The 19,690-nt window shown below is 64.1% G+C and carries 17 protein-coding genes; 4 read left to right on the top strand and 13 right to left on the bottom strand.

Annotated elements, in window-relative coordinates; translation table 11 throughout:
* Positions 1-18: 18 nt before the first annotated feature.
* From CK222_RS01060 to gcvA (CK222_RS01045), 3 genes are all read right to left on the bottom strand, one after another.
* Positions 19-1,479 (bottom strand): hypothetical protein, encoded by a 1,461-nt coding sequence (locus CK222_RS01060; RefSeq protein ID WP_095799107.1) that lies wholly within the window; start codon positions 1,477-1,479, stop codon positions 19-21.
* A gap of 183 nt (positions 1,480-1,662) precedes the next feature.
* Positions 1,663-2,967, bottom strand: coding sequence for a nicotinate phosphoribosyltransferase (gene pncB / locus CK222_RS01050; RefSeq protein WP_095799106.1), 1,305 nt, complete (start codon positions 2,965-2,967; stop codon positions 1,663-1,665).
* A 298-nt stretch (positions 2,968-3,265) separates the two neighbouring features.
* Positions 3,266-4,249 (bottom strand): transcriptional regulator GcvA, encoded by a 984-nt coding sequence (gene gcvA / locus CK222_RS01045; RefSeq protein WP_095799105.1) that lies wholly within the window; start codon positions 4,247-4,249, stop codon positions 3,266-3,268.
* Between the two features lie 214 nt (positions 4,250-4,463).
* On the opposite strand from gcvA (CK222_RS01045), the gene speB reads away from it, so the two are divergent.
* The 4 genes from speB (at position 4,464) to CK222_RS01025 (ending at position 7,915) form a co-directional block, all read left to right on the top strand.
* Positions 4,464-5,519: an agmatinase gene (gene speB, locus CK222_RS01040; RefSeq protein ID WP_095782179.1), complete on the top strand. Its 1,056-nt coding sequence runs from the start codon at positions 4,464-4,466 to the stop codon at positions 5,517-5,519.
* A gap of 196 nt (positions 5,520-5,715) precedes the next feature.
* Complete coding sequence (locus tag CK222_RS01035) at positions 5,716-6,516, top strand: transporter substrate-binding domain-containing protein (protein ID WP_067323996.1); 801 nt, start codon at positions 5,716-5,718, stop codon at positions 6,514-6,516.
* 89 nt (positions 6,517-6,605) lie between these two features.
* Positions 6,606-7,274, top strand: a complete 669-nt coding sequence (locus CK222_RS01030; protein WP_095799104.1) for an amino acid ABC transporter permease — start codon at positions 6,606-6,608, stop codon at positions 7,272-7,274.
* Positions 7,271-7,915: an amino acid ABC transporter permease gene (locus CK222_RS01025; RefSeq protein WP_066999193.1), complete on the top strand. Its 645-nt coding sequence runs from the start codon at positions 7,271-7,273 to the stop codon at positions 7,913-7,915. Before CK222_RS01030 ends, CK222_RS01025 begins: the two co-directional genes overlap by 4 nt.
* A 40-nt stretch (positions 7,916-7,955) precedes the next feature.
* Here CK222_RS01025 and CK222_RS01020 read toward each other — a convergent pair whose 3' ends face one another.
* From CK222_RS01020 to gcvA (CK222_RS00975), 10 genes are all read right to left on the bottom strand, one after another.
* The gene (locus tag CK222_RS01020) at positions 7,956-9,359 is read right to left on the bottom strand and encodes an MATE family efflux transporter (protein ID WP_095799103.1); all 1,404 of its coding nucleotides are present in this window, start codon (positions 9,357-9,359) and stop codon (positions 7,956-7,958) included.
* A 164-nt stretch (positions 9,360-9,523) separates the two neighbouring features.
* Complete coding sequence (locus tag CK222_RS01015) at positions 9,524-11,110, bottom strand: FGGY-family carbohydrate kinase (protein WP_095799102.1); 1,587 nt, start codon at positions 11,108-11,110, stop codon at positions 9,524-9,526.
* Complete coding sequence (locus tag CK222_RS01010; RefSeq protein WP_095799101.1) at positions 11,104-11,787, bottom strand: HAD family hydrolase; 684 nt, start codon at positions 11,785-11,787, stop codon at positions 11,104-11,106. The genes CK222_RS01015 and CK222_RS01010 overlap by 7 nt, the downstream gene beginning before the upstream one ends.
* 21 nt (positions 11,788-11,808) lie before the next feature.
* Positions 11,809-13,287 carry a mannitol dehydrogenase family protein gene (locus CK222_RS01005; RefSeq protein ID WP_095799100.1) on the bottom strand — a complete coding sequence of 493 codons (1,479 nt, stop codon included), beginning with the start codon at positions 13,285-13,287 and terminating at the stop codon, positions 11,809-11,811.
* A 154-nt stretch (positions 13,288-13,441) separates the two neighbouring features.
* Positions 13,442-14,212, bottom strand: coding sequence for an L-iditol 2-dehydrogenase (locus CK222_RS01000; protein WP_095799099.1), 771 nt, complete (start codon positions 14,210-14,212; stop codon positions 13,442-13,444).
* Positions 14,209-15,213, bottom strand: coding sequence for an ABC transporter ATP-binding protein (locus CK222_RS00995; RefSeq protein WP_066999175.1), 1,005 nt, complete (start codon positions 15,211-15,213; stop codon positions 14,209-14,211). Before CK222_RS00995 ends, CK222_RS01000 begins: the two co-directional genes overlap by 4 nt.
* 35 nt (positions 15,214-15,248) lie before the next feature.
* Positions 15,249-16,073, bottom strand: a complete 825-nt coding sequence (locus tag CK222_RS00990) for a carbohydrate ABC transporter permease (protein WP_067323984.1) — start codon at positions 16,071-16,073, stop codon at positions 15,249-15,251.
* Positions 16,074-16,279: 206 nt separating this feature from the next.
* Positions 16,280-17,152, bottom strand: coding sequence for a sugar ABC transporter permease (locus CK222_RS00985; protein WP_066999170.1), 873 nt, complete (start codon positions 17,150-17,152; stop codon positions 16,280-16,282).
* Positions 17,153-17,289: 137 nt separating this feature from the next.
* Positions 17,290-18,600: a sugar ABC transporter substrate-binding protein gene (locus tag CK222_RS00980; protein WP_066999167.1), complete on the bottom strand. Its 1,311-nt coding sequence runs from the start codon at positions 18,598-18,600 to the stop codon at positions 17,290-17,292.
* Positions 18,601-18,761: 161 nt separating this feature from the next.
* On the bottom strand, positions 18,762-19,670 hold the full coding sequence (gene gcvA, locus CK222_RS00975) for a transcriptional regulator GcvA (protein ID WP_067323982.1): 909 nt from the start codon (positions 19,668-19,670) through the stop codon (positions 18,762-18,764).
* Positions 19,671-19,690: the final 20 nt, after the last annotated feature.

Raw genomic sequence — 19,690 nt, 5'->3', positions numbered from 1 at the left:
TCATGACGGGCCCTTGTCTCATCCGGCCGTCGGCGTAGCAAGCAGCCATAGGCCGAATATGGTGTAGGCGATCATCAGAAGCGTCAGCGGCAGCTGGCTGAGCGCCGCGCGCGACGGCTGCGGGTGGAGTCGCCAGGCTAGGCCGTGTGCGATCAAGACCGCCAGCACATGGCCGACGATGATGACGCCGGCCTGCAGATTCCAGAGCCACCAGGCCGACTCGGCGCCGGCGACAACGCCCGCCTCGACCATCCTGTCGGCGGTGCCGAACAGGTTCCAGCCGAGCGCGAACGGGTCGGACAAAGCGACCAGCGCGTATTGGCCGTCGACGAGCAGCGCCGTGAGGTAGTGGGCGATGTGGTAGGCGAGCGCGATCGGCACGATCGACCAAACCAGGAGGCCGGCGGCTTTCTCGAACGGTTGCCCGTCGCCGGCAAGGCGCTGGCCGAGTGAAACGGCAAGCGCGAACACGGCCGCCAACAAGATGAATGTCAGCACCAAGCCAAAGCTGCCGATGCCGATCAACGCGGTGCGGCCGGGAAATTCCAGCGGATTGACGCCGAACAGGCCGAGCCAGAAGAAGGTTTTGGAAAGACCGTCGAAGGATACGGACGAGAGCGCCAGCAGCAGGAACGCCGTGCCGCTTGCCGGCAGCGACGAGGCGGAAAGCAGCTTCGCACCGGGCCAGCCGAGGTGGAGCCGGCCTTTCTCGCGCTGCAAAGGCGCGAAGCGGGCGACCATGGAGAAAAAGACGGTGAGGAATTCGCCGCGCCGACTCCAGTCTCCGTAGCCGAAGACGCATATGGCGGCGAAGCTGAGCAGCCAGTAGATGCCGGCGGCGAAGGCCAGGCGCGACGGATCGTCGGGCGCGGGATCGATGAGCTGGAACCAGGCGAAGCCGAAGAACAAGACGAACGCCGGCCAGTAGCCGAGCCATTTGGGAAGGCGCGATGGGTCGGCTTCGTCAGTGCGAAGGCTGAAGACGCGAGATGCAACACGCCAGGGGCCGTACCACGGGTTGAGCCAGGACCAGAGATCGCCGAGTGCGCCCTGCAGCAGCGTGAAACCGGCCCAGAGCAGTGTCCAGATCACCAGAGGCAAGGGGTTGGAGAGTGGATCACGGCTGCCGAACAGGCCGGTGGCGATGAGAAGCACGAAGCCGGCAAAGGAAAGCAGGCTGAGGACGGTGCGCGGGTGATCGCTGACAGTGAACAACGAGAGGCGCCGGCGCCAGAAGCGGTCAAGAGCGGCGGGCGGCAGCAGCGCCAGCGTCAGAAAGCTGAAAGCGACCGCAAGCGCGCCACCAGCGATGTAGTAGCCCGTGGGAAGAAGCAGGACGTGGCCGCGGTCAGAGGCGTGGGCGAAGGCGGGGGTGGGGAGGAGAGGTATGAATGAGGCCGCCATTGCGAATGACGTATTTCGAAGCCGTCGATTTCCACCGACGTGCTCCTTCGCACCCACCTCTGTCCTGCCGGACATCTCCCCCGCAAGGGGGGAGATCGGATGTCGCGCGCGATTTCGCCAATTTTGACCGCCGCAGAAAGAGGCAGATTGCGCGAAACTGCCAATCTCCCCCCTTGCGGGGGAGATGTCCGGCAGGACAGAGGGGGGTGGGCGGGAACTCAAGTTATCCGGTTATCCGAAATTCTATTCGAGCAGTCCTCACACCTTGACCAGCTGCTCCACCCGCCCCTTCTCGCCGAAGATGCGCAAATAACGCTTGACCTCCTTCTCATCGCCGGTCGACTTGGCGGGGTTGTCGGAGAGCTTGACCGCCGGCCGGCCATTGGCTTCGCTGACCTTGCAGACCAGCGAGATGGCGTCGAGGCTGTTGGTCTCGGTCGGCGCGCAGCCTTCGAAATCATTGGTGAGGTTGGTGCCCCAGCCGAAGGACATGCGCACCTTGCCGCGGAAATGCTTGTAGGTCTCCTCGATGGTCTCGACCTCGAGCCCGTCGGAGAAGATGAGCAGCTTCTGTTTCGGATCCTTGCCCTTCTCGCGCCACCAGGCGAGGATCTTCTCGCCGCCTTCGATGGGCGGCGCGCTGTCGGGGCGGAAGCCGGTCCAGTCGGCGATCCAGTCCGGCGCGTCGCGCAGGAAAGCGGACGTGCCGAACGTGTCGGGCAGCACGATCAGCAGATTGCCGCCATAATAGCGCTGCCAGTCCTGCAGCACCTTGTAGGGCGCCTGCCTCAGCTCCTCAACGGAATTGGCAAGTGCCGCAAACACCATAGGCAGCTCGTGCGCATTGGTGCCGAGCGCCTCGAGGTCGTTGTCCATGGCCAGAAGCACGTTCGACGTGCCGGTGAAAGCCTCGCCGATGCCTTCCTTCAGCGCCTCGACGCACCAGCGCTGCCACAGGAAGGAGTGGCGGCGGCGGGTGCCGAAATCGGAAATGCGGATGCCGGGCAGTGCCTTCAGCCGCTCGGTCTTGGCCCACATCTTGGCCTTGGCGCGGGCGTAGAGCACGTCGAGCGCAAACTGGCCGAAGGAGCGCATGGCGGCGCGCGAGCGCAGTTCGTTGATGATGGCGAGCGCCGGTATCTCCCACAGCGTGGTGTACATCCAGGGACCGGGGAAGGACAGTTCGTACTGGCCGTCGCGCTTGGTGAGTTCATAGTCGGGAAGGCGGAAATCCTCCAGCCAGGCGAGGAATTCCGGCTCGAAGATCTGCTTGCGACCATAGAAGGTGTTGCCGCCGAGCCAGATCATCTCCTTCTTGGTGAAGCGCAAGGTGCGAGCGTGGTCGAGCTGCTCGCGCAGTTCGCCTTCGTCGATCTCGTCGGCGAGCCGCACCGAGGTCGTGCGATTGATCAGCGTGAAGGTGGCGTCGACGTTGGGGTACATGCCCCAGATCATCTGCAGCATCAGAAGCTTGTAGAAATCGGTGTCCAGCAGGCTGCGGACGATGGGGTCCAGCTTCCAGGTGTGGTTGTAGACGCGCCGCGCTATATCGGTTCGTGCCATATCTGCTCACCCAAAAAGCGCGTCGCGCTTGCGTGATTCCAAGCGCGGCGCCTCAAGTCCCTGTTATGAAGCATTCCGGACGGAAAACCGCCGCGCAGCTCCCAGAATTGTTAACCAGCTGCGGTCTTAGCATTGTATTTTTGAAAGCGCTTCCTGCTTTGCAAGCTGGCCCGACAAAAAGCAGCTATGCAAGTCCAGCGATCATGACGCTGCGCCAGAGCATTTCACCGTTGCACGGCAACCGCGAAATGCTCTTGGCTTTCTTGTTGTTGACGCGAATCTCCGGACGGAAGACCGCTCACACTTTTCCTGGAATCGCTCTAGCCCCGATCACCTTGAGCGCCGGGCGCTTCCTGCGGCTCGGCACACGGCCGGCGACCGGGGCATCGGCGCGGCCCTCGTCCTGCTCCTTTTCGGCAAACAGCCAGTCGATGAAAAGCTGGACGATCGGCGCCGAGCGCATCTCGTTGCGGCAGACGACATAGAAGTCATCGACCGCCGGCACCGACAAAGCGAAGGGCGAGACGAGCATGCCTCTGGCGAGCAGGGCGCGCGCGGTCACGGAATCACCGAGCGCCACGCCGTGGCCGTGGACGGCGGCCTCCACCGCTATGCGCGCGTCGCCGAGGTGATGGCGGCGGCCGCGCTCCAGGTCGAGCGCGTCGGCGGCGGCCAGCCAGGTGTGCCACTCGCGGCCGTCGTCGCCATGCAGGAAAACGTGGTCGGCAAGGTCGCGCACACTGCGGATCGGGCGGTTGTTGATCAGCGTCGGGCTGACCACCGGAAACAGCTCGAGACCCGACCATTTGCGTATCCAGCAGTCGCTCCAGCTGCCATCGCCATAATGCACGCAGACGTCGATGTGCGGCGCGCGGATGTCCCTGGCGTCGTTGGAGGGGATCAGCGTCAGCTGGATGTCGGGATATTGCGCGGTGAAGGAGCCGAGCCGCGGCGTCATCCACAACAGGAGCAGCGCCGGCACGCAGGACACCGACAGCACACCGGTGCTTGCGGGGCGTGTCATGCGTTGCGTCGCGGCGGCGATGCCGTCGAAGGCCGCCGAAACCGCCGGCAGGAACTCAGCGCCGTGCGGCGTCAGCTTCACGCGCTGACCCGCGCGCTGGAAAAGCTTTACGCCGAGCGATTGCTCGAGCGCCTTGATCTGGTGGCTGACCGCGCCATGCGTGACGTTGAGCTCGCCTGCCGCCTTGGTCAGCGAGGCATGTCGCGCCGTCGCCTCGAAAGCGCGCAACGGGTTCAACGGCGGCAAGCGCTTGGCCAAGGACAGCTCCCGACTTTGTGAGATTTTCTCACAGCAAAGACCCTAACAATATCAATTGATTTTTCAATACAGTTGCCCGACACTTTTGCCCGGAACAGCTCAACAGACGTAGATTTCGCAGGCGCCGGCGGGCAACGATCAGCCGGATGACTGCTGGCTTGGCAGGCGTCGGTGCAGCCGCCGCGCTGCAAGCAGTCACGGAGGAGGACCGGACATGGGTTACGATCGCGGCAAGCTCGAAGCGTTGCGCCGCAAATATGGCGAGAGCCATGGCGGCGAGATGTTCGATCCGAAATTCCGCAAGGTCGCCGACAAGATCTTCAGCAAAAGCGGCACCCGGCTAGCGCCCTATTCCGGCATCCCGACCTTCCTTGCCGCGCCGTACCGGCAGGTGGCGGCCGACAATCCGGATTTCGGCGACTTGCAAGTGGCGATGATCGGCGTGCCGATGGACCTTGGCGTCACCAACCGGCCGGGCTCACGCTTCGGGCCGCGGGCGCTGCGCGCCATCGAGCGCATCGGCCCCTACAATCACGTGCTGGAATGCGCGCCGACGCATGAGCTGCGCGTCGCCGACATCGGCGACACGCCGTTCCGCAGCCGTTACCGGCTGGAGATCAGCCACGAGGACATCGAAAAGCGCACCAACCAGATCGTCGACGCCGGTGTGCTGCCGCTTTCGGTCGGCGGCGACCACTCGATCAGCCATCCGATCCTGAAGGCGGTCGGTAAGCAGGCTCCGGTCGGCATGATCCATATCGACGCCCATTGCGACACCAGCGGGCTGTTCGACATGACCAAGTTCCACCACGGCGGACCGTTCCGCAACGCGGTCCTGGACGGCGTGCTCGATCCCACCCGCACGATCCAGATCGGCATTCGCGGCTCGGCCGAGTATCTGTGGGAGTTCACCTATGAATCCGGCATGACGGTGGTCCATGCCGAGGAGGTGACCGGCCTCGGCATACCCGCCATCATCGAGAAGGCGCGGAAGATCGTCGGCGACGGCCCGACCTACATCTCCTTCGACGTCGACAGCATCGATCCGGCCTTCGCCCCGGGCACCGGCACGCCTGAAGTCGGTGGGCTGACGACGCGCGAGGTGCTCGAGCTGCTGCGCGGCCTGAAGGGCCTCAACATCGTCGGCGGCGACGTCGTCGAGGTGGCGCCGCAATATGACGCGACCACCAACACCGCCCATGTCGGCGCGCAAGTCCTGTTCGAGATCCTGAGCCTGATGGTGTTCAGCCCGGCAATCAAGAAAGGCTGACACGAGAGCGTTTCACCGCTTCATGGAATCGGCGAACCGCTCTAACGCTTTGTTTCTACGCAATTCCGGACGGAAGCTATACGAAGTCGCCAAGCGTAGACCGCTTCCCGCTTTTCCTGGAATTGCTAACCAGTACGGCCGTCGCGCTGGAGCCGGCGGCCGGTTTCAACAACAAGCTTCCAGCAGGGGAACTAAAATGACTCTTCGAAACACACTGAAATCCGCACTTGCGGCACTCATCATGCTCGGCGCCGCCGGTCTTGCCTCGCAGGCCAAGGCCGACGCCATCGACGACATCACCAAGGCCGGGGCCATCAATGTCGGCATCTTCTCCGACTTCCCGCCTTTTTCCTCGGCCAGCGCCGACATGAGCATCAAGGGCTATGACATCGACGTCGCGCAGGCGATCGCCGATTCCTTGAAGGTGAAGCTGAACCTCGTCAGCGTCACCGGCCAGAATCGCATCCCGTATCTCACCGACAAGCGCGTCGATATCCTGATGAGCGTCGGCTATTCGAAGGAGCGCGAGCAGGTGATCGATTTCGCCGCCGCCTACGCGCCCTACTACATCGCCGTCATCGGCCCGGCCGAGCTTGCCGTCAAAGGCAAGGACGACCTTGCCGACAAGTCGATCGCCGTCAATCGCGGCACGCTGGAGGATACCTCGCTCACCCAGGCGGCGCCCGCCTCGGCCGACATCCGCCGCTTCGACAACTACAATTCCGTCATCCAGGCCTTCATCTCCGGACAGACGCAGCTCATGGTGGTCGGCAACGATGTCGGCGCGCAGGTGCTGGCCAAGCAGGTTGCATTGAAGCCCGAGCAGAAGTTCCAGCTGCTGACCTCGCCCTCGCATATCGGCCTCAACAAGAACGAGGACAGGCTGAAGAAGGCGGTGAACGATGCGGTCGCCAAGATGCTGGCGGACGGCAAGCTGGACGAGAGCTCGAAAGCCTGGCTGAAGACGCCGCTCAATCCCGACAACCTCAAGGATTGATCTCGCTTGGCGGTTCAGCGCGCATGAAGCGCTGAACCGCTCCCGTACTTGTTTCTTGCGCTACACGCTTTCCAACAGGGCCAATCGCGATGGGCTACAGCCTGGACTTCGGCTGGCTTGCGGGTGCAGCGGGCGTGATCGCGCGCGGCGCGGCGATGACGCTGCTTCTGATCGTCGTCACCACGCTGGCCGGCACTTTCCTCAGCATCCTGGGCGCCGCCGGACGCCGGAACGGCCCGAGGCCGCTCAAGCTGGCGATCGGCTGGTATGTCGAGGTGATGCGCAACACTCCGTTCCTGGTGCAGCTGTTCTTCATCTTCTTCGGACTGCCCAGCCTCGGCATCCGACTCGATCCGATCCTGGCCGCCATGCTGGCGATGACGCTCAACATGGCGGCCTACACGATCGAGATCGTCGGCGCGGGTCTGGACGCGGTGCCGCGCGGGCAGACGGAGGCAGCACTTGCGCTCGGGCTCAGGCCCAGGCAGGTGTTCATCAAGATCGTGCTGCCGCAGGCGCTGAAAGTGATCTATCCGGCGCTGACCAGCCAGATCGTCATCATGATGCTGGAATCGGCCGTGGTGTCGCAGATCGCGGTGCGTGAACTGACCTACGAGGCCGACATGCTGCAGGCGCGCACCTTCCGCGCCTTCGAAACCTATCTGGTGGTGACCATGGTCTATCTCGGCCTGTCGATGGGGCTGCGCCGGCTGCTGGTCAGCGGCGGACGCCGCGCACTCGGAGCCGGCGTGTCATGATCGAATTCACCCTCTGGGACATATTGCGCAACCTTCTGCTCGCCGCGCGGTGGACGGTGCTGTTGTCGCTTGCCGCCTTCGTCGGCGGCGCGCTGGTCGGGCTGGTCGTGCTGTTCTTCCGCATAGCCAAGAACAAATGGATCAAGCGGATCGCTTCCGGCTATATCGCGCTGTTCCAGGGCACGCCGCTCCTCATGCAGCTTTTCCTGATGTTCTTCGGCCTGCCGATGTTGGGGCTGCGCATCGAGCCATGGACCGCCGCGGCGCTCGGCCTCACCTTCTTTGCCAGCGCCTATCTCGCCGAGATCTGGCGCAGCGGTGTCGATGCGCTGCCGCGCGGCCAGTGGGACGCCGGCGCCAGTCTCGGACTGCATTATCTGCAGGAACTCAGGCTGATCATCCTGCCGCAGGCCTTCGCCATCACGCGCGCCCCGACCGTCGGCTTCCTGGTGCAGCTGATCAAATCGACGGCGCTGACCTCGATCATCGGTTTCGAGGAGTTGGTCAGGACCTCCAACGCCATCAACAACGCGACCTTCGAACCCTTCACCGTCTACGGGCTGGTGGCGCTGATCTTCTTCGTGATGTGCTTCCCGCTGACGCAATATGCGCGGCGGCTTGAGCGTGTCGCCGCACACTGAAGGTCGACGAGGGCCGCCGCCTGACCGGCGGCCGCTCTTCTCAATGGCCGAACGACAGCGCCGGCGCGATGCGATCGCGCCGCAGCCAACGGACGAGCAGGAGCACCGCCACCACCGCCAGGCCTGACGAAAGGCCGATCCAGATGCCGACGCCGTTGAAGCCGAAATGGAAGGCGAGCAGCACGCCGAGCGGAAGGCCGACCCCCCAATAGCCGATCGCGGCATAGATCATCGGCACCTTGGTATCGTGCAGGCCGCGCAGCATGCCGGCGGCCACCGCCTGGGCGCCGTCGAAGATCTGGAACAGCGCGGCAAACACCAGGAAGGACACGGCAAGCGTGATAACCCTGGCATTGGCCGGATCGGCGAGATCGATGAAGGCGCTGATCAAAAGATGCGGCCATAGGATCATCACCAGCCCCATCAGCGCCATGAAGGAGACGCCGATGACAAAGCTGGTCCAGCCGGCGCGCGAGACGCCCTCGGGATTGCCGGCGCCATGTGCCAGGCCGACGCGCACGGTGACCGCCTGGTTGAGGCCGAGCGGCACCATGAAGGAGATCGAGGCGATCTGGATGGCAATCGCGTGGGCTGCCAGCGAATCCGCGTCGATCAGACCCATCAGCAGAGCTGCCGCATTGAAGATCGTCACCTCGAAGGCGAGGATGCCGGCGATCGGCAGGCCGAGCCTCAGCAGGCCACGGAAGCGCGGCCAGTCGGAGCGCCAGAAGCGGCCGAACAGGTGATAGCGGCGGAATTTTTTCTCCAGCACCACCACGACCGCCAGTCCAACAAACATCAGCACGCTGGAAAGCGAGGTGGCGAGGCCCGAGCCGGCGATGCCCATCGGGCGAACGCCGAGATTGCCGAACATGAAGACCCAGTTGAAGAAGGCGTTGCAGGCGACGGCGACGAAAACGATGATCAGCGCCCAGCCGGGCCGCTCCAGCGCCGAGATGAAGGAGCGCAGCACGATATAACCGTAAAAAGGCAGCACCGCCCATTGCAGCCAGTGCAGGTAGATGCCTGCCTGGTGCGCGAGGTCCGGCTTCTGCCCCATGGCCAAAAGCACTTCTTCGCCATGCCAGAGGAACAGCCAGATCGGGATCGAGACGAGGACCGCCAGCCAGAGTCCTTGGCGCACGGTGCGGCGCAGGTCGCGCACCGGATGGCGGCGGCGGCCGAGCTCGGTCGCCATCATCGGCGAGGTGGCTAGCATCAGGCCAAGCCCGAAGATCAGCGGCATGAAATAGAGGTTGGAGCCGAGCGCGCCGGCGGCCAGCGTGTCGGGTCCCAAACGGCCCATCATCATGACGTCGGTCGCGGTCATGGCGGTCTGGCCGAGATTGGTGAGCACCATCGGCCAGGCAAGCGACAATGTTGCCCTGATTTCCTGACGCCAAAAATTTTCCGGCGCGCGAGCGCCGGCTTCGATCGCAGACATTTTCCGCTCTTCAGACCACGGCGCGTCGGGACTCGCCCGGAAGCCGCACGCAAACGGCGCAAAATGGCGCCGTTTGCGCCGTCTTGTGAACGAAATGCGACATATTGGCAAGGAGGAGGAGCGGCGACCTATTGAGCCAGCGGGAAGCGCAAGAGCCGGGCCTTCTATTGGATGGTGTCGAGCGCCTGCCGCTGGCGGTGCATTTCGAGGAAGATGCGATAGTCGCGGTCGAAGCGAGCGCCGGCGGCCGGATTCGGGGGCCGCGTCCTGCCGCCCTGCTGCATGGCCACGCAAGCGGCGTTCAGGTCGGGGTAAAGCCCAGCGGCGGTCGCAGCGACCATGCCGGTGCCGAGCAGCACCGCCTCGTCGGCCAGCGGCTCGATGACGGTGCAGCCGGTGGCATCGGCATAGAGTTCCATCAAGAGCGGGTTCTTGGTGTGGCCGCCGGTGACGTGCAGCGTGTCGATCAAATAGCCGTTCTCGTTCAGCGCCTCGAGCACATGGCGCACGCCGAGCGCGATGCCGACGGCGGTGCGCCAGTAGAGCTTGCACAGGCTGTCGAAGGAGGAATCGAGTGTCAGCCCGCTGACGACGCCAACCGCGTGCGGGTCGGCGAGCGGCGAGCGATTGCCGTGGAAATCCGGCAGAACATGCAGGCGCGCCGCCAGCGCATCGCCCTCGGCGGCGCGCAGTTCGGCGACGCGCTCGGCGATCCTGGCATGCATTGCCGCATCCGGCTCGCCGCCGGCGCCGTGCCAGCGGATGATGTGGTCGAGCAGAGCGCCGGTCGCCGACTGGCCGCCCTCCGACAGCCAGAGCTTTGGCAACGCCGCGCCATAATACGGTCCCCAAACGCCGGCGAAGGGCTGCGGATCCTGCGACATCGCCATGACGCAGGACGAGGTGCCGGCAATCAGCGCCAGGTGCCGGCTGATGTCCTTCTCGTCGCCGGCGAAGCCGCCGAGCACACCGAGCGCGCCGGCATAGGCGTCGATAACCCCGGCGCCGACCCGGCATTTCTCCGTCAGGCCGAGATCTGCCGCCGCATCGGCCGTGAGTTGCCCGATATCGATGCCGACGGGGCTCGCCTTTTCCGGGAGGTTGCCATGCTCGAAGAGATCGCCGATGCCGACGAGCTTGAAGAAATCGCGCCGCCAGCCCGTCTCCTCATGCGCGAGATAGGTCCATTTGGCCGTCAGCGTGCATTGCGAGCGGGCGAGCGATCGGGTCGCTTTCCAGGTCAGGAAATCGGCGAGATCGAACAGATAGCCGGCTTCATTCCAGGTTGCGGGCAGGTTGCGCTTCAGCCACATCAGCTTCGGCGTTTCCATTTCCGGCGACATCACCCCGCCGATATAGTCGAGCACTGCATGGCCGCTTCTGGTGCATTCGTCAGCTTCGGCGATGGCGCGATGGTCGAGCCAGACGATGGTGTCCCAGCGCTTCTCTCCCGTGACCGAGACGCTCAGCTGATCGCCCCGCCTGCCGCGCACCACCAGCGAGCAGGTGGCGTCAAAGGAGATGCCGACAATATCCGATGCGGCGACGTTCGTCTTCTCGCGCGCGGCCCGCACGGCGGCGCAGACTGCCGACCAGATATTTTCCGAATCGTGCTCCGCGTGATCGGGCTTAGGCTGGTGCATGGCGATCGGCCGCTCGGCGCGGCCGAGCAGGTTGCCATGCGAGTCGAGAATGCCCGCGCGAGCGCTCCCGGTGCCGACATCGACCGCGCAAACGAAACTCGTCAAGATGCTTTTACTCTCGCTCCCAGGTCTGCAATCAGGTCGGGCAATTGCAGCATGTCAGCGAATATAAAGTCCGGTTCGGTCGACGCAAGCCGCGCCTTGAGCGCAGGGTTGTTTGCATGCGATCCGCCGGTGAAGGCAAAGACACGCATCCCCGCCGCTCGCGCCGCGGCGATGCCGGCCGGGCTGTCCTCGATGACAAGGCATTTGCCCGGATCAGCGCGCATCGCGGCGGCGGCATGGAGAAACAGGTCCGGCGCCGGCTTGCCGCGCTTGACCATGGCGGCGCTGAAGAGGTGCGGCTCCAGCAGGCCCAGCAGGCCGGTGACCTCGAGCGCGTAGCGGATGCGCTCCAGCGTGCCGGAAGAGGCGACGCAATGGGGCAGGCCAAGCTTCGGCAGGATCTCCTTGATGCCGGGGATCGGCTTCAGCTCCTCGCGGAACTTGCGCATCAGCTCGACGCGCATGGCGGTGAGATGCTGGTCGCTGATCTCAAGCCCGAAATCGCTGCCGAGGATCTCGCGCACGCTCTTCATGCTCTTGCCGAGGAAATGCTCGTAGGCGGCGTCCTCCGAGACCGTGCCGCCGGCGAGCTCGATCATGCCCAGCAACGCGGTCACCGAAAGCGCCTCGCTGTCGACCAGCACGCCGTCACAGTCGAAGATGACGAGCTCGGGCGTCATTGCGGCTGCGTCCAAAGAGCTTCAGAGCTTATCGGCGAGATAGCGCGTCAAGGTTTCGCGCGCGCCGTTCGCCCACAATTCGTTCAGCGCATGGGCGAAGGCTTCGGCAAAGACGGCGGAGCGGCCGACATCGCCATAGATGTCGTCCATCGCCAGCCAGGCCTCGGGCGAGTTCTTCGCCGCTTTGGCGGTCGCCTGCATCCGGTCCCAGTTCGGATCGTTCGGCTCGATGACGGCGCCGCTGTCGGTGGTGCCGAAGCAGTAGCGGCACCAGAGCGCGGACTCCAGAGCCAGGCCGGCAACACCTTTCCCCGCCTTCAGTCGGTCCGCGGCGGTCGGAATTATGAATTTCGGCTGGCGGTTGGAACCGTCGAGGCAAAGCCTTCGGATGGTGTCGCCGATCTTGGGGTTGGAGAAGCGGCGCTCGATGAGCTGGTAGTAATCCTCGAGCACCGTGTCGGGCACCGGCGGCACGGTCGGGATGATCTCGTCGCGCTCCACCTTGGCGAGAAAGCGGCGCACCAGAGGCTCCTGCATCGCCTCATGCACGAAATGGATGTCCATCAGGCCCGCCGGATAGGCAATGGCTGCGTGGCCGCCGTTCAAGATGCGGATCTTCATCAGCTCGTAAGGCGAGACATCCTTGACGAACTGGACGCCGGCCCGTTCCAGCGGCGGCCGGCCGGCGGTGAAATGATCTTCCAGCACCCATTGTTTGAACGGTTCGCAGAAGACCGGCCAATTGTCCTCCAGCCCGAAATCATTGGCCAGAATGCTGCGCTCGCGATCGGTGGTGGCCGGCGTGATGCGGTCGACCATGCCGTTCGGGAAAGCGACGTTGTCCCTCACCCAGTTGGCCAGAGCCTCGTCGATCAGCCGGGCAAGGCCGATGACGCCGTCGGAGGTGACGTGGCCATTGTGGGGGATGTTGTCGCAGGACATGACCGTGAACGGCACGATGCCGTCGGCGCGCCGGCGCACCAGTCCGGCAAGAATGATGCCGAAGACCGTCTTCGGTGCCGCACCGGGCTGGGCATCGGCGACAATGTCGGGATGGGCCGGATTGAACTTTCCGGAGGCCGGATCGATGAAATAGCCGCCCTCGGTGATGGTCAGCGACACAATCTTGATCGCAGGGTCGGCGAGCTGGTCGACGATCGCCTCAGCATCGCCCGGCATCAGGAAATCGACCATGGCGCCGGTGACGCGGGCGCTCATATGGCCCTGGTCCTGCTCGACCACGGTGGTCAGCCAGTCCTGCTCCTGCAGCCTGGCGCGGCCGGCCTTCTCGCCCTCGAACACGCCGGCGCCGATCAGCGCCCAGTCATGGCCGAGGCCGGAATTGAATAGGTCGTCGAGATAGACAGCCTGGTGCGAGCGGTGGAAGTTGCCGACGCCGAAATGCACGATGCCGGCCTTCAGCGCGGCGCGATCGTATTTCGGACCGGAAACCTTCGACGGAAGCTTGGCGAGGTTCGAGGAAGAGAGTTTCACGGTCATCTTACTTACCCTTTGGCCGATATGCAGCCCGACAATCCAACCCCCAATTCACCCGCTTGGGGGAGCGGTGAGGGGCAGCATCCGTTTGCCGGTATGCGCCCCTCACCTGCCCCGCGACGCGTCCTCCCCGGAGGAAGAGAGGCGCGCTTCCCCCTCAACTCATCCATTGACCGCCATCGACGTTGTAGGTCTGGGCGACAATGTATTCGGCCTCGTCACTGGCGAGGAAAACCGCCATGCCAGTCAGATCTTCGGCTCGACCCATGCGGCCATAGGGCACGCTTTCGCCGACGAGCCTCTTCTTCTCGCCCTTCGGCCGGTTCTCATATTTGGCGAACAGCGAATCGACGTGATCCCAATGCTCGCCGTCGACGACGCCCGGTGCGATGGCGTTGACGTTGATGCGGTGCTTGATCAGGTCGAGTCCGGCCGACTGGGTAAGCGAGATGACGGCGGCCTTGGTGGCGCAATAGACCGCGACCAGCGGCTCGCCGCGGCGCCCGGCTTGGCTCGCCATATTGATGATCTTGCCGCCCCGGCCAGCAGCGATCATCGAGCGGGCCGCCGCCTGCAGCATGAACAGCGTGCCGGCGACATTGACGGAGAAGAGCTTGTCGTAGCTCGCGCGGCTGATCTCGACGATGGGCGCAAGGTCGAACAAGGCGGCATTGTTGATCAGGATGTCGAGGCCGCCGGCGTTCGCTTCGACGGCTTTCACGCCGGCCTCGATCGAGGACTGGTTGGTGACGTCGAGCCGGATCGCGTAAGCGGCAGAGCCGATATCCTTTGCCGTCGCTTCCGCCGCTTCGAGATTGATGTCGGCAATCGCCACCCTGGCGCCTTCGCGAACATAGGATTCGGCGAAGGCCCTGCCGATGCCGCGCGCCGATCCGGTGATCAGCGCCGATTTGCCTTTGAGCCTCACTGCGCCAGCGCCTTGCCGTCGGCGCCGAAGCGATGGAGCTTGGCCTTGTCGGGCGTCAGGTAGACGGTGTCGCCGTGCTTGACGGCAACCTCGCCGTCGGCGCGCACATTGATCGTGCCGATGCCATCGGTCTGGACATGCAGGAAGGTGTCGGAGCCGAGATGCTCGGCAACGCCGACCGTCGCCTTCCAGTCGCCGGCCGTGGTCGAGATGTTGATGTGCTCGGGCCGGATGCCGATGGTCTTGGCGCCGTATTTGTCGGCCGGCGCGCCTTCGATCAAGTTCATCTTCGGCGAGCCGATGAAGCCGGCGACGAACAGGTTCTTCGGCGTCTTGTAGAGTTCCATCGGCGAGCCGACCTGCTCGATGTTGCCGGCATTGAGCACGACGATCTTGTCGGCCATGGTCATGGCCTCGACCTGGTCGTGGGTGACGTAGATCATCGTCGTCTTCAGCTGATGATGCAGCTCGCTGATCTCCAGCCGCATGGTGCCGCGCAGGGCTGCGTCGAGGTTGGACAGCGGCTCGTCGAACAGGAAGGCCGATGGCTGGCGCACGATGGCGCGGCCGATGGCGACGCGCTGGCGCTGGCCGCCGGAGAGCTGGCCCGGGCGCCGCTCGAGATAGTTGGTGAGGTTCAAGACGCGCGCCGCGTCCTTGACCTTCTTATCGATGGTCGCCTGGTCCTCGCCGGCCATCTTCAGCGGGAAGGCGATGTTCTTGGCGACCGTCATATGCGGGTAGAGCGCGTAGGACTGGAAGACCATGGCAAGCTTGCGCTTGGCCGGCGCCTCGCGGGTGACGTCGCGGCCATCGATGCTGATGGTGCCGCCGCTGGTGTCCTCCAGCCCGGCGATCAGCCTGAGCAGCGTGGACTTGCCGCAACCCGAGGGGCCGACGAACACGACGAACTCGCCGTCCTCGATGGCGAGGTCGATGTTCGGAATGATCGTCGTCGACCCGAAGGACTTGGAGACGTTCTTGAGCGTGATGTTTCCCATGGTTTCCTCCCCGGATTTCGTCCGCCGCTTACGGCTTACTTCACGGCGCCAAAGGTCAGGCCGCGCACCAGCTGCTTCTGGCTGAACCAGCCCATTATCAGGATCGGCGCGATCGCCAATGTCGAGGCCGCCGAGAGCTTGGCCCAGAACAGGCCCTGCGGACTGGAGAAGGAGCTGATGAAGGCGGTGAGCGGTGCGGCCTCGGTGGTGGTCAGGCGGATCGTCCAGAACGCCTCGTTCCAAGCCAGGATGATGTTCAAGAGCATGGTCGAGGCAATGCCTGGAACGGCCATGGGCGTCAGCACATAGATGATCTCGTTCCACAGCGAGGCGCCGTCCATGCGCGCCGCTTCGAGGATCTCGCCCGGGATCTCGCGGAAATAGGTGTAGAGCATCCAGACCACGATCGGCAGGTTGATCAGCATCAGCATGATGGTGAGGCCGATGCGGCTGTCGAGCAGGCCGGTGTCGCGGAAGATGAGATAGATCGGGAACAGCACCGCGACGGCCGGCATCATCTTGGTGGAGAGCATCCACATCAGGATGTCCTTGGTCCGCTTGGTCGGCGAAAAGGCCATCGACCAGGCCGCCGGCACGGCGACGATGAGCGCAAGGACGGTCGAGCCGACCGACAGGATCACGGAATTCAGGAAGAACTTGAAATAACCGCTCTGCGCCTGCACCTCGGAGTAGCTTTCGGTGGTGCCGGACGGGATCAAGGCGAAGCCCTGGATCGCCTCCTGTTCCGACTTGAAGGAGGTGATGATCGTATAAAGGATCGGGAAGAAGATCAGCAGGGCGACGACCCAGGCCGCGACTGTTGCGATCGTCTTGTGCTGGGTGGTGACTGCGCGTGCCATGTCAGGTCCTCCCGTATCGGCGATGTTGGCGGCAGGGTCGACCCCCACTCCGGTTTGCTGCGCAAACCACCTCTCCCCCGATCGACGGGGTAGAGGAAGCGCGGGGCTTCGATGCAGGCGTTTCCTCTCCCCCGGGCAGGGGGAGAGGTGTCCGGCGCAGCGGGACGGAGTGGGGGTGGTTCAGCGCAAGTGGCATCGTCTTGCCCCTACTTGTCCAGGTTCCTGCCGACCGCGCGCATGACGAAGAAGGCGACGATGTTGGCGAGAATGACCGCGATGACGCCGCCTGCCGACGCCTGGCCGATTTTGAATTCCAAGAGCGCCTTCTGGTAGACGAGGAACGGCAGGTTGGTGGAGGCGTAGCCGGGACCGCCATTGGTGGTGACCAGGATCTCGGCATAGACCGAGAGCAGGAAGATGGTCTGGATCAGGATGACGACGGTGATGGCGCGCGACATGTGCGGCAGCGTCAGATACCAGAAGCGGCTGAGGAAGCCGGCGCCATCCATCTCGGCTGCCTCTTTCTGCTCACCATCAAGCGATTGGAGCGAGGTGAGCAGGATCAGCGTCGCGAAGGGCAGCCATTGCCAGGCGACGATCAGGATGACGGCGGTCAGCGGGTGCTGACCGAACCAGTCGATCGGGTTGGCGCCGAAGAAGCGGGCAATATCGGCAAAGACGCCGTATTGCGGGTGCATGATCATGTTCTTCCAGACAAGCGCCGCCACCGGCGGCATGACGAAGAACGGCGAGATGACCAGGATGCGCACGAAGCCCTGACCCCAGATCGGCTGGTCGAGCAGCAGCGCCAAAAGGATGCCGCCGATCACGGTGATGGCCAGGACACTGACGACGATGGTCAATGTGTTGAGGATCGACTGCAGGAAGGCGGGGTTGGAATAGAAGAGCTTGTAATTGGCGAACCAGACGAACCCATCGCGGATCGGATTGAGCGGGTTGTACTGGAGGAACGAGAACCACAGCGTAAAGACCAGTGGCACGATCATCCAGACGAACAGCAGGATCACCGACGGCGCCATCATGAAACGGGCAAGCGAACGGGTTTGCTGAGTAGCCATGACGGTCACCCTCCCAAGGTCAGCCGGATTTAGACTTGTGCCAGAATTCCTGATTGCAGAGGTGGCCGCCCGAACTGGGTTTCGGGCGGCCTATGCCGGTCATGATCCGCTACCGGCGTTCGGCACCGGGAGGAGCCTTACTTGAGGTAGCCGCCTTCGGTCATCGCGGCGGTCGCCGCGTCCTGGGCCTGCTTCAGCGCATCATCGACGCTCGACTGGCCGGCAAGAGCGGCGGAGAAGAGCTGACCGACGGTGGTGCCGAGGCCCTGGAATTCCGGGATGGCCACGAACTGCACGCCGACATAGGGGACCGGCTTGACGGTCGGATGCGTCGGGTCGGCGGCATTGATGGAGTCCAGCGTCATCTTCGCGAAGGGCGCTGCCTTCTGATACTCCGGATTGTTGTAGAGCGAGGTCCGCGTTCCGGGCGGAACGTTGGCCCAGCCTTCCTTCGAAGCCACCAGTTCGAGGTAGTGCTTCGAGGTCGCCCAGGAGACGAACTTCTCGGCGGCGTCCGCCTTCTTGGTGCCGGCGGGGATAGCGAGAGACCATGCCCACAGCCAGTTGCCGCGCTTGCCGAGACCCTTGTCGGGCGCCAGCGCATAGCCGACCTTGTCGGCGACCTGCGATGCCTTCGGGTCGGAGACGAAGGACGCGGCGACGGTGGCATCGATCCACATGCCGCACTTGCCCTGCTGGAAGAGCGCAAGATTCTCGTTGAAGCCGTTGGAGGACGCGCCCTCAGGACCGTCTGCCTTCATCAGGTCGACATAGAACTGCAGCGTGTTCTTCCATTCCGGCTGGTCGAATTGCGGCTTCCAGTTCTCATCGAACCAGCGGGCGCCGAAGGAGTTCGACATGGCGGTCAGGAAGGCCATGTTCTCGCCCCAGCCGGCCTTGCCGCGCAGGCAGATGCCGTTCACGCCATTGGCGCGATCGGTCATCTTGTCGGCGGCCTCCTTGATGAAGTCCCAGGTCGGCGCGTCGGGCATTTTGAGCCCCGCCTTCTCCATCAGGTCCTTGCGGTACATGACGAAGGAGCTCTCGCCGTAGAAGGGCGCGGCATAGAGCTTGCCGTCGACCGAAAGGCCGCCGGCAATGGCCGGGATGATGTCCTTGACGTCGTAGTCGTCGCCGAGCTTCTCGAGCGGCAAGAGCCAGCTCTGCTTGGCCCAGATCGGAACCTCGTAGGTGCCGATAGTCAAGACGTCGTACTGGCCACCCTTGGTGGCGATGTCGGTGGTGACGCGCTCGCGCAGCACGTTCTCTTCGAGCGTGACCCAGTTGAGCTGGATGTCGGGATTGGCCTTCGTGAAGTCGTCCGTCAGCTTCTGCATGCGGACCATGTCGCCATTGTTGACGGTGGCGATGGTGATGGATTCGGCATGCGCGGCGAAAGCAAGGGCGCTGGCCGACAACAAGCCCAGGGTGAGCGTGCGAAGTTTCATCAATTCCTCCCTAAAACCAAGATGAGCATTTGCCTTGGCTGTGGGCAATTACTCACTAAGCGTGAATTATGTCAAGCCGGAATCGATGCTGCAGCGCAGCACAAATCGATGCCGCGCCGGTCTGGGCGATGCGTAGCGGAGACGGCAGGTGTAATGCCGTCCTACCGACAGGCGATCTCGGCGAGAATCCAATCGCGGAAGGCGCGGATCTTCGGCACGTTGCGCCGGGCCGTGGGATAGACCAGCCAGTAGGCGTGGCCGTCGTCGCCGACGAGGTCGAAGGGCTGGATCAGCCTGCCGTCGGCAAGCTCGTTCTTGAACAGGGCGCTGGTGACGATCGCAACACCTTGCCCGGCCATCGCGGCATTGGCCTCATAGGCCTGCGCTCCCATGCTGGTGCCGGGGCGGCTGGCGAGTTCCTCCGCGGGCAGGCCGGCGAGCGCGAACCATTCCTGCCACCAGATGTCGCCGGGATCGAGGATGGGGAGCTTGAGCAGGTCGGCGGGCTCCTTGACGCCGCCGATGCTCGCCGCAAGCCTGGGGCTGAGCACCGGGGTGAAGTCGGCCCTGAACAGCATATGCGTTTCCACGCCGGGCCATTTGCCGCCGCCGGAGCGGATGGCGATGTCGACGTCCTCACGCGCGAAATCGACGACCCGGTTCGAGGTGTCGACACGCACGGCAAGCGAGGGGTGCGCGACCTGAAAGGATCCCAGATGCTGCGCCAGCCAGTTCGAGGCGAAGGTGAGCAGGGTGGAAACGCAAAGCACGCCGTCGGCGCCGGCTCGGGCGGCCGCATAGGCGCCGCTCAGCAGCGCGAATGCCTCGCTGACAGCCGGCGCAAGACGCTGGCCGGGTTCGGTCAGCTCGATCTGCCGTGGACGGCGCAGGAACAGCGGCGCGCCGATGCGCTCTTCCAGAAGCTTGATCTGATAGCTCGCGGCGGCCTGGGTCATGCCGAGCTCCTCGGCGGCCTTGGTGAAGGAGAGGTGTCTGGCCACGGCCTCGAACACCCGAATCGCCTGCAGGGGCGGGAGCTGGACATTCTGCCGGGAGCTCAGATCGGGCATAAGGCCTCTTTATGGGTCAT

Origin of the sequence: Mesorhizobium sp. WSM3866 (assembly GCF_002294795.1) — a bacterium.
Classification (GTDB): Bacteria; Pseudomonadota; Alphaproteobacteria; order Rhizobiales; family Rhizobiaceae; genus Mesorhizobium.
Note: the sequence above shows the minus strand (reverse complement) of the source record. Positions and strands in the feature narration are given on the sequence as shown.

Excerpts from the sequence above, each read along its gene's own strand:
- CK222_RS01035 (WP_067323996.1), top strand. The coding sequence starts at position 5,716 with ATGACTCTTCGAAACACACTGAAATCCGCACTTGCGGCACTCATCATG.
- CK222_RS01025 (WP_066999193.1), top strand. The coding sequence starts at position 7,271 with ATGATCGAATTCACCCTCTGGGACATATTGCGCAACCTTCTGCTCGCC.
- pncB (WP_095799106.1), bottom strand. The coding sequence starts at position 2,967 with ATGGCACGAACCGATATAGCGCGGCGCGTCTACAACCACACCTGGAAG.
- CK222_RS01060 (WP_095799107.1), bottom strand. The coding sequence starts at position 1,479 with ATGTCCGGCAGGACAGAGGTGGGTGCGAAGGAGCACGTCGGTGGAAAT.
- CK222_RS01020 (WP_095799103.1), bottom strand. The coding sequence starts at position 9,359 with ATGTCTGCGATCGAAGCCGGCGCTCGCGCGCCGGAAAATTTTTGGCGT.
- CK222_RS00980 (WP_066999167.1), bottom strand. The coding sequence starts at position 18,600 with ATGAAACTTCGCACGCTCACCCTGGGCTTGTTGTCGGCCAGCGCCCTT.
- CK222_RS01030 (WP_095799104.1), top strand. The coding sequence starts at position 6,606 with ATGGGCTACAGCCTGGACTTCGGCTGGCTTGCGGGTGCAGCGGGCGTG.
- CK222_RS00990 (WP_067323984.1), bottom strand. The coding sequence starts at position 16,073 with ATGGCACGCGCAGTCACCACCCAGCACAAGACGATCGCAACAGTCGCG.
- CK222_RS00985 (WP_066999170.1), bottom strand. The coding sequence starts at position 17,152 with ATGGCTACTCAGCAAACCCGTTCGCTTGCCCGTTTCATGATGGCGCCG.
- CK222_RS00995 (WP_066999175.1), bottom strand. The coding sequence starts at position 15,213 with ATGGGAAACATCACGCTCAAGAACGTCTCCAAGTCCTTCGGGTCGACG.
- gcvA (WP_067323982.1), bottom strand. The coding sequence starts at position 19,670 with ATGCCCGATCTGAGCTCCCGGCAGAATGTCCAGCTCCCGCCCCTGCAG.
- speB (WP_095782179.1), top strand. The coding sequence starts at position 4,464 with ATGGGTTACGATCGCGGCAAGCTCGAAGCGTTGCGCCGCAAATATGGC.
- CK222_RS01010 (WP_095799101.1), bottom strand. The coding sequence starts at position 11,787 with ATGACGCCCGAGCTCGTCATCTTCGACTGTGACGGCGTGCTGGTCGAC.
- CK222_RS01005 (WP_095799100.1), bottom strand. The coding sequence starts at position 13,287 with ATGACCGTGAAACTCTCTTCCTCGAACCTCGCCAAGCTTCCGTCGAAG.